General features: G+C 73.1%; 4 protein-coding genes. 3 read left to right on the top strand and 1 reads right to left on the bottom strand.

The window, feature by feature from the left end; all coding sequences use genetic code 11:
* The first annotated feature begins 20 nt into the window (after window positions 1–20).
* From IF54_RS0120785 to IF54_RS0120795, 3 genes are read left to right on the top strand one after another with little or no spacing between them, the layout of a single operon-like run.
* Window positions 21–1397, top strand: a complete 1377-nt coding sequence (locus IF54_RS0120785) for a sensor histidine kinase (RefSeq protein WP_159002166.1) — start codon at window positions 21–23, stop codon at window positions 1395–1397.
* Window positions 1388–2035, top strand: coding sequence for a response regulator transcription factor (locus tag IF54_RS0120790; protein ID WP_030320824.1), 648 nt, complete (start codon window positions 1388–1390; stop codon window positions 2033–2035). Before IF54_RS0120785 ends, IF54_RS0120790 begins: the two co-directional genes overlap by 10 nt.
* Before the next feature lie 43 nt (window positions 2036–2078).
* Window positions 2079–2837, top strand: coding sequence for a DUF4097 family beta strand repeat-containing protein (locus IF54_RS0120795; RefSeq protein WP_030320826.1), 759 nt, complete (start codon window positions 2079–2081; stop codon window positions 2835–2837).
* A gap of 30 nt (window positions 2838–2867) precedes the next feature.
* Here the strand turns inward: IF54_RS0120795 and IF54_RS39695 are convergent, their stop codons facing one another.
* Entirely contained in the window at window positions 2868–10079 is a 7212-nt protein-coding gene (locus IF54_RS39695; protein WP_051735487.1) for a non-ribosomal peptide synthetase, read from the bottom strand.
* Window positions 10080–10091 lie beyond the last annotated feature (12 nt).

Raw genomic sequence — 10091 nt, forward strand, 5'->3', positions numbered from 1 at the left:
CTGGGTCGGCGGACAGCTGGGTGGTGACGGTGGAGGGCGACGCGGTGGCGGCGAGCGGGACGGTACGCGGCCCACGGGATCCCCACCGGGCGATGGCGCGGGCTCCCCACGGGGCCGCTCCACACCCCGCGCACCGGGCGATCCCCCGGGCCCCGCACCGGGCTCTGGTATCGCCCGCGCTGTGGCGGGGCGCCGCCCATCTGGCCGGGGACACCGTGGCGGGACTGGTGGGCCTGACCCTCCTGCTGGTCCTCACCCTCGGCGTCATGCTGCTGCCCGTCGCCCTGATCGGCCTGCCGGTCATGGTGGCGGCGGGCTGGGCCCTGGACCGGTTCGCCGCGGCGGAACGCGTCCGCTACGCCGCGACCTGCGCGCTCGGCATACCCGCCCAGCCGCGCCCCGTCCTCTCCCGCTCCCCGCTCCGCTCGGCGCGCACCCTGGCCACCGCCCGCTGCACCTGGCGGCAACTGGGCTACTGCGTCGCCGTGGTGCCGCTGTCCCTGGTGACCAGCGTGACCGTGGCCCTCGCCTGGGCCGTCCCGCTCACCCTGCTGCCCCTGCCGCTGTACTACGCGCGGCTGGGCGGCGGGCACGCGGTGATCTGGCGGTTCACCGTGGCCTCCCTCGACAGCGCCCTGCTGGTGTCGGGGCTCGCCCTGCTGGCCGGGGTGTTCGTGTCACCGCTGCTGGTCCGCGCGCTGCTCGCCGTCGACACGGCCCTCGCACGCACCCTGCTCGCCCCGCCCCTCGACCTCGAACTCACCCGACGAGTCGAGGAGTTGACGGAGGGCCGGGCACAACTGGTGGCAGCCGTCGAGGCGGAGCGCCGCCGTATCGAACGCGATCTGCACGACGGCGCCCAGCAGCGTCTGGTCGCCGTCAGCATGGCGCTGGGCCGGGCCCTGTCGCGGCTGCGCAAGTCCGGGGACGACGGCACCCGGCAGATCGTCGAACAGGCCCGCGCGGATGCCCGCGAGGCCATCACCGAACTCCGTGACCTGGCCCGGGGACTGCACCCGCCGGTGCTCACCGACCGCGGGCTCGCCGCCGCGCTGTCGGCGGTCGCCGCCCGCGCGCCCGTGCCCGTCACCGTTGACGTCCAGGTGGAGCCCCGGCCGCCGGCCGCCGTCGAGGCGGTGGCCTACTTCGTGGTGACCGAGGCGCTGACCAACGTCGCCAAGCACGCCCAGGCCGACCGGGCCTGGGTGGAGATCCGCCGGAGCGGCGACCGGCTCACCGTCACGATCGGCGACGACGGCCGCGGGGGCGCGGATCCGGCCGGCGGCAGCGGCCTCGCCGGGCTCGCCGCGCGGGTCGCCGGTGTGGACGGCCGGCTGCACGTGACCAGCCCTCCCGGCGGACCGACCCTGATCAAGGTGGACATGCAATGCGGGTAGTGATCGCCGAGGACTCCGCCCTGCTCCGGCAGGGCATCGTGCTGCTCCTCACCGAGGCGGACATAGAGGTGGCGGCGGCCGTCGGCGACGGCGAGGCGCTGCTGCGGGCGGTCGAGGAGCACCGCCCGGACGTCTGTGTGACCGACGTCCGGATGCCCCCCGGCTTCGTGGACGAGGGCCTGCGCGCCGCCCTGGCGATCCGCGCCCAGTGGCCCGGCATCGGGGTGCTGGTGCTCTCCCAGTACGTGGAGGAGCGGTACGCCTCGGAGCTGATCGGCGACCAGAGCGGCGGGGTCGGCTATCTGCTCAAGGACCGGGTGGACGACGTCGACGACTTCGTGGCCGCGCTGGAACGCGTCGCAGCCGGGGAGACAGTGCTCGACCCGGAGGTCGTCAAGCAGTTCCTGACCCGCGGCAACCGCGCCAACCCGCTGTCCGAACTGACCGCCCGGGAACGCGAGGTGCTCGCGCTGATGGCCGAGGGCCAGTCCAACGCGAGCATCGCCGAGGCGCTGACGGTCAGCCACAGTGCGGTCGGCAAGCACATCAACAACATCTTCATGAAGCTGGACCTGCCCCCGGCCGACGGCGCAGGCCACCGCCGGGTGCAGGCCGTACTGCGCTATCTGGGAGCCTGAGATCGAGCCCGACGTCGAGTCCGAGACCGGCGGCCCGCAGCCCATGGCGCCCCCGCGCGGCCACCGGTGGATCGTCGCCGGCGGCCTTGCCGTACTGGCTGTGTCGGTCGCGGCGGTCTCCTTCGGGCTGCTCTTCGTGCTCTCCGCCGACCGCGGCTACTCCCGGTCGTTGCGAGCCGACGCGGCGGACAGCACCCTTCTGAAGGTGGCGGCCGGACGGGCCGGGGTCACACTGGGCCCGGGTACGGACTCCCTGGTGCACGTCGACGCGTCCGGCGACTACGAACAGGCCGCCCCCGAGGTTGCGATTGCCTCCTCCGGCGGCACGGTGAACGTGAAGTCGTCCTGTCAGGAGGGCTGTTCACTGCGACTGCGGATCACCGTGCCCGCGAACCTGGCCGTCGACGTCACGTCCGTCAGCGGCGAGATCAGCACGAGCGGCCTGGGCGGCCGGCTCTCCCTGCGCAGCGACAGCGGCCGGATCAGCGTGTCCGGTTCGGCCGGCACCCTTGTGCTGCACGGCGGTTCCGGCACCGTGGCCGTGACCGATTCCCGCTCCCGCCATGTCACCGTCACCAGCGGCCAGGGCAGCGTCCGCGCCGAGTTCGCCGCTCCCCCGACGAGCGTCGAGGTGTCGACCGGCGACGGCAGCGTGGACCTGGAGATGCCGCAGGACGCCGACTACTCGGTCGACGCCCACGGCGGCGGACCCGCCCCACCCCGGATCAGCCTTCCCGTGGAGCGGGGGTCGAGGCACGCGGTGACGGTGCGGACGGGGAACGGGGCGATCCAGATCCACTGAGCCGGCCCCGTTCCCCGGCGTCTCACCGGCTCATCGCAGCGCTCCCGCCGGCTCCGGGATGCCGTCCAGTTCCTCGTAGCGGGCACCCTGTACGGCGATCAACCGCTGGGTCCTGTCCAGCAGTTCCCCGGCCAGGTCGGCGGTGAGCGATCCACCACCGACCAGCGCCGTGACGGCGTAGTTGTCGAAGCCCGCCGCCAGCAGCTCGCGCCACTCGTCCGCCGTGACTTGGACGTGGGTGATCCGCTGCCGGTCCAGGAACTCGACCAGCTCCCGCGGATCGGCCGTCGTGTCCCGGCCCGCGAGCACCGCGCGGGCGCCCGAGGCGAGGGCCAGGTGCAGCCGCTCGGCCGGGTCGGAAGCGGGCACCAGCCAGGCCGCCCGCCGTGCCGTGCCGAGCACGCCCAGGCCGGCTTCGACCCGTTCGGCCAGCTGCCCGTGGGTGATCGTCACCGGATCGGTGCCGTCCGGGCCGTACGACACCCAGGCCGGCCGGTCCGGGTCGGCGACGCGGTCGGGGGCGGTCGCCGGGTGTGCCTCGATGACAGCCCGTTCGGTGTCCAGCAGCACGCGGGTGCCGGTGAAGCCTGCCGTGCGGTCGGCGTGCGCCGCGTCGGTCACGAGGAGGGCGGCGCCCGCCGCCGTGGCCAGTGATGCGATCCGCTCGGCCGGCAGCGCCGGGTCCAGCGGCAGATATGCCGTGCCGGCCTTCCAGATGCCGTACAGCACCGGCACCAGGTCGGTACCCGCGTCCAGACAGACGGCCACCGGGGCGTCCGGGACCGCGCCCGCGGCGATCAGGTGGTGGGCGATCCGGTTGGCGCGCTCGCCCAGTTCGCCGTAGCTGAGCCGGTCCTCGCCCGCGACCACGGCGGTCGCGTCGGGGTCGGCCGCGGCCCGGGAGGCGACGAGCGCATCGACCGGCACCCGGTCCGGCCCCGCCGCCGGCTCGGGCTCGCGGCGCGCTGCCGGTGCCGTGTCCGGCAGGTAGTTCGCGGCGGCGTCGCCGTCCGGGTCGGCGGCCATCGACTCCAGCACCATCCGGTACATCCGGCCCAGCAGTTCGAGGTTGTCCCGGCTGAGTACGGCGGTGGAGGTGGAGAGGTGGAAGGTGCCCTTGTTCGGGATCACGTTGAGCGTGAACTCGTTGACGCCGTCGTTGAGGCCCTCGGCGACGTCCACCGTGTCGGTGTCGACGTGGTGGAAGTCGAGGTACTCGAACAGGATGTGCAGCAGGTCGCGGCTGTTGCCGGCGGCGCGCTGGATGGCGGGCAGCGGGTAGCGGCGGTGGGACCAGATCTCGGTCTCCTGCCGGTACACCCCCTCCACCAGCTCACGCCAGGTCCGCGCCCCCTTGACCAGCGGGAACGGCAGCGTGTTGAGGTGCATGCCCAGCACCCGGTCGGCGCCCGGCGCCTCCAGTCGGCCGTGGTAGACCACGCCGGTGTGGAAGGCGCCGTCGGCGGTCAGCATGCCGAGCACCTTCAGATGGGCGGCCAGCAGCACGCTCTTCATCGACGTCCTCGCCTCACCGGCGAGCCGCTTCAGGCCCTCCTCCAGGTCGGTGAACGGCACCTTCGTGCCATGGCTCTTCGGCGCGGCGTCGGTCGCCGCCCAGGAAGCGGGGATCGCGACGGGCGCGTGCTCGGCCACCACCGTCCGCCAGAAGGCCTGGTCGTCCGGGCTGTCCAGGGAGGCCAGTTCGGCCGCGATGAAGTCGGCGTAGCGGACCGCCGGTGCCTGGTACGACGCGGGTTCCCGGCCGTCGCGCACGCTGCGGTAGGCCTCCAGCACCTCCATCATCAGGGCGTTGTAGCTCCAGCCCTCCGAAATAGCGTGGTTGTAGGTGAAGTTGAGCCGCCAGGCGTCGCCGGACTCGACCAGTGCCGACACCCGCATCAGCGGGGCCTCGGTCAGGTCGAACACGACGTGCTGCTCCCGGCTGAGGTGCTCGCGCTTCAGGGCGAGCAGTTCGGCGCCCTCGTGGCCGCGTACGTCGACCATGCGCACCGGGTACGGCGCGGTGGCGTGCACCAGCTGGAGCGGCCTGGAGAAGTCCTCCAGGTGCATCGAGGTGCGCAGGATGTCGTGCCGGGCCACCACGATGTCCACGGCCCGCTGGAGGGCGTCCAGGGAGAACGGCCGCTCGTCACGGATCTTGAACGAGTTGACGTTGTGGTAGAGGCTGCGGCCGTGCGGGGAGGCGGTGGCCAGCATCTCGACGAGCATGCCGGTCTGCACCTGGGACAGCGGATACGCGTCCGTCACGTCCGCCGGGAGCAGCGCGCGGTCCTCCTCGCCGATCAGCGCGAACGGCTTGACCGCCCGCACCAGTGACCCGCCGCCCTGGCCCGCCACCTGCACGGCGAGCGCGGCGACGGTCTTCAGCTCGAAGACGTCCGGGATCGACACGTCGTACCCGGCGGCCCGCAGCGCGCCCACCAGCCGCACGGCCCGCATCGAGTCGCCGCCGAGGTCGAAGAAGCTGTCCTCGACGCCGACACCGACCAGGTCCAGGACCTCACCCCAGATCGCGGCCAGCCGCTCCTCGACCGGGGTCCGCGGGGCGACATGGGCGGCACCGGCGAACGCGGTGCGGTCCGGCGCGGGCAGCGCACTGAAGTTGATCTTCCCGCTGGGGTTCAGCGGCAGCGCGTCCAGGACCACGAAGGCCGACGGGATCATGTAGTCGGCCAGGGTGGCCGCCAGGTGCCGGCGCAGCGCCGCCGGTGCGACGCCGGTGCCGCGCCCGACGACGTACGCGACGAGCGACTTCTCGCCCTCCTCGTTCGCGCGGACCGTGACGATCGCGTCCCGCAGCTCCGCGTGCTCGCGCAGCGCGGCCTCGATCTCGCCCGGCTCGACCCGGTAGCCGCGGATCTTGATCTGGTTGTCGGCGCGCCCGAGGAACTCGATCGTGCCGTCCTCCAGCCGCCGCCCGAGGTCACCCGTGCGGTAGAGCCGCGCCCCCGCCGGACCGAACGGGTCCGGCACGAACCGCTCCGCCGTCAGCTCCGGCCGGTCCAGGTAGCCCCGGGTCACGCCGGGCCCGCCGACGTGGAGCTCGCCGGGCACGCCGACCGGCACCAAGTGCCCTGCCGGGTCCAGCAGATGGATGCTCACGTCGTCGATGTTGCGGCCGAGGACACTGCGGGCCGGGTCGTCGAGGTCCTCCGGGCGCAGTACATGGGCGGTGCAGTGCACGGTGATCTCGGTCGGCCCGTACTCGTTGACCAGCATCGTCCGCTCCAGGCCCACCCGGTCCAGCCAGGGCCGCAGCTCGGTGACGTCCAGCCGCTCGCCGCCGAACACGATGGCTCGCAGAGCCAGTTGGCCGATCCGGGGATCGCCCGCGCCGGCCAGCGCGGCCAGGCCTCGGAACGCCGAGGGGATCTGGCAGAGCACGGTGACCTGTTCGGCGACGAGCAGGTCGAGGAGGTCGTCGGGTGAGCGGCCCACCAGGGGCTCCACCATGACGAGCCGTCCGCCGTGCAGCAGGGCGCTCCACATCTCCTGGACGCAGAAGTCGAAGGCATAGGAGTGCGACTGCGTGCACACGTCGGCGGCGCTGAAGTGCATCCGCTCCTGCATGGCGGCGAACATGCGCAGGATGTTGCCGTGCGGTACGGCGACGCCCTTGGGCATGCCGGTCGAGCCGGAGGTGTAGATCACGCAGGCCAGGTGCTGGGCCAGGGCCGGGGTCACCGGGTCGTGGGCGGGCTGCGCGGCGAGCAGCGCGGCGTCGTCGGCGTCGTCCAGCAGGACCGTCGGTCCGTCGAACGCGCCGGTGAGCCGGGCGGCGTGCGCGCTCTGGCCGACCAGGACGGCCGCTTTGGCGTCGGCGAGCATGTAGGTCAGCCGCTCGGCCGGGTTGGCCGGGTCCAGCGGCAGGTAGGCCGCGCCGGACTTCAGCACGCCGATCAGGGCGGGGACCAGGTCCGCGTCCCGGTCGAGCGTGACGCCGACGACCGTGTCGGGGCCGACGCCGAGCGCGATGAGCCGGTGCGCGATGCGGTTGGCCCGCTCGTTGAGTTCGCGGTACGTCAGGGTCGTACCGTCGCTGGTGAGCGCGCCGGCGTCCGGGGTGCGGCCCGCCTGCCGGGCGAAGGCCTCGTGGACCGTGCCGGACACCTGATGGGTGGTCCGGGCGGCGCCGGCCGCCAGCAGCGACTCCCGCTCGGCGGGCGGCAGATGGACGGCCCCGGCGTCGCCGTGCGGGTCGGCGGCCATCGCCTCCAGGACCAGCCGGTACATGGTGCCGAGCCGCTCCAGGTTGCCCCGGGTGAGCACGTCGGCCGTGGTGTTCAGCGCGATGTGCCCGTTGTTCGCGACGACGCTCAGCGGGAACTCGGTGCCGCCGTCGCCCAGGTTGCCCCGGACGTCGACGGTGTCGGTGTCGACCTGGTGGAAGTTCTGGTGGTCGAAGATCACCGAGATGAGCCGGCCGGTGGAGCCCGTGGCGCGCTGGATCGCGGGCAGCGGATAGCGGCGGTGGGACCACATCTCGGTCTCCTGCCGGTACACGCCCGCCACCAGTTCGGCCCAGGTGCGGGCGCCCTTCACCAGGGGGAACGGCAGCGTGTTGAGGTGCATGCCGAGCACGCGGTCCGAGCCCGGGGCCTCCAGCCGGCCGTGGTGCACGATGCCGGTGTGGAAGGCCTCCTCCTGGGTGATCATGCCGAGCACCTTGAGGTGGGCGGCGAGCAGGACGCTCTTCATCGAGGTCCGGGCCTCACCGGCGAGCCTGCGCAGCCCCTCCTCCAGATCCGCGAACGTCACCCGTCGGCCGTGCCGTTCGGCGCGGCCCCCGTCCCCGGCCCAGGCCGCCGGCAGCGTGAGCGGGCTGTGCCCGTCCACGACCGCCTGCCAGAAGGCCTGGTCACCGGCGTCGGACAAGGCGGCCTGCTCGGCGGCTACGTAGTCGGCGTACCGCACGGCCGGCGCCTCGTACCCGCCCGGCTCCTGCCCGTCGCGCAGGGCACGGTAGACGTCCAGCAGCTCCATCAGCAGGGAGTTGAGGGTCCACCCGTCCGTCACGGCGTGCAGGTGGCTGGCGGTGAGCCGCCACGCGTCGGCGGACTCGATGTGCGCGGCGATCCGCAGCAGCGGCGCGGCCGTCAGCTCGAACCCGGCGGCGTGCTCGCCCTCGACGTACTCCTTCGCCCGACGGTCCTGCTCCTCGGCGGACAGGCCGCGCAGGTCGTGCACGGTCAGCGGGATCTCTGCATCGGCGTGCACGAACTGCAGCGGCTGGGACCAGCCGGTCAGGTGCACAGACGTGCGCAGGATGTCGTGCCGTGCCGCCACCGTGGCGAGCGCCTCCCGCATGGCCTCCTCGTCGAACGGCCGGGTGTCCGGGATCCGGAAGGAGTTGATGCTGTGGTACACGTCGTCGCCGTCGGCCGTCATCAGCTCGATGAGCATGCCGGTCTGCACCTGGGTCAGCGGATACGCGTCCACGACACCCGCGGGGAGCGCGGCCCGGTCCTCGTCACCGATCAGCTCGAACGGCGCCACGGTCGCGATCAGCGAGCCACCGTCACCACCCTCACCGGCGCCCTGGCCGTCGATCCGGGCCGCGAGCGCGGCGACGGTACGCAGCCGGAAGACATCCGGGATCGACAGGTCGAGCCCGGCGGCCCGCAGAGCCCCCACCAGTGTGACGACCCGCATCGAATCGCCGCCGAGGTCGAAGAAACTGTCCTCGACACCGACCCGCTCCAGCCCGAGCACCTCGGCCCAGACCGCCGCGAGGCGTTCCTCGACCGGGCCCCGGGGTGCGACGTACTCGGCGGACGAGTGGGCGGCGAGGTCGGGTTCGGGCAGGGCGCGCACGTCGACCTTGCCGTTGGCGGTCAACGGGATCCGCTCGATCGCCGTGTACGACAACGGGACCATGTACTCCGGGAGCGCCTGGGCGAGATGGGCCCGCAGCCGCTCGCCGCGCAACTCCCCGCCCTCGGCCGGTACGACGTAGGCGACGAGCCGCTGGTCGCCCGGCACGGGCTCGTGAACCGTCACGACCGCGCCGCGCACCGACGGGTGTTCGCGCAGCCGCGTCTCGATCTCACCGAGTTCGACGCGGAAGCCTCGCACCTTCACCTGGCTGTCGATCCGCCCGAGAAACTCGATCGATCCGTCCGGCAGGAACCGGGCCAGGTCGCCGGTGCGGTAGAGGCGCGAACCGGCAGGACCGAAGGGGTCCGGCACGAACCGCTCGGCCGTCAGCCCCGGCCGCCCCAGATACCCACGGGCCAGCGCCGGACCACCGACGCACAGCTCACCCGGCACCCCGACCGGCACCAACTCGCCGTCGGAGCCCAGCAGATGGATGCTCAGGTCGGCCAGCGGACGCCCGATGATGCTGCGGCCCACCTCCCCGAGGTCCTCCGCGCCGAGCGGGTGGAAGGCGCACTGCACGGTCGCCTCGGTCGGACCGTACAGGTTGACCAGCACCGGGCTGTCGAGCCCGCGCGCGGCCACCCACGGAGCGAACTCCGCCGGCTCGATCCGCTCGCCGCCGAAGCCCGCGAGCCGCAGGGCGAGCTGCCCGATCCGCGGGTCACCGGCCGCGGCCGCGGCGGCGATCCCCCGGAACGCCGACGGCGTCTGGAACAGGGTCGTCACCCGCTCCCGCACCATCAGGTCGAGCAGATCGTCCGGGGACCGGCTGACGTCCGGCGGTACGACGACCAGCCGGCCGCCGTGCAGCAGCGCGCCCCACATCTCCCACACCGACACGTCGAACGCGTAGGAGTGCAGCAGCATCCACACGTCGTCGGAGGAGAACCCGGCGAACGACTCCCCCATGCCCGGGTACAGCCGCACCACGTTGCCGTGGGTGAGGCCGACGCCCTTGGGCAGACCGGTCGAGCCGGAGGTGTAGATCACGTACATGAGGTTGTCGGGCCGTACGGCCGTCTCGGGCGTGGAGACCTGGCGGGCGGCGATCGCGGGCGCGTCGGCGTCGACCAGGACGCGGGTGCCGGTGAACTCCAGCTCGGGCAGGGCGGAGTGGGTGATGAGCAGGGTGGCCTGTGCGTCGGACAGCATGTACGCCAGCCGCTCGGCCCCGACAATGGTCTCGGGACCGGCGCCGGACGCGATCAGGTGATGGGCGATCCGGTTGGCCCGCTCGTCCAGCTCCCGGTACGACAGGGTCGTACCGCCGAAGGTCAGCGCGGGCGCGTCGGGCGTACGGGCGGCCTGCTCGGCGAACAGCTCGTGGACACACCGGTCCACCGGGAGCTCGGC

It is taken from the genome of Streptomyces sp. NRRL B-3229, from assembly GCF_000719505.1.
In the GTDB taxonomy this organism is placed as follows: Bacteria; Actinomycetota; Actinomycetes; order Streptomycetales; family Streptomycetaceae; genus Streptomyces; species Streptomyces griseorubiginosus.

What these genes read in the sequence shown, in the direction of transcription:
- IF54_RS0120790 (WP_030320824.1), top strand. Translation starts at nt 1,388, where the DNA reads ATGCGGGTAGTGATCGCCGAGGACTCCGCCCTGCTCCGGCAGGGCATC.
- IF54_RS0120795 (WP_030320826.1), top strand. Translation starts at nt 2,079, where the DNA reads ATGGCGCCCCCGCGCGGCCACCGGTGGATCGTCGCCGGCGGCCTTGCC.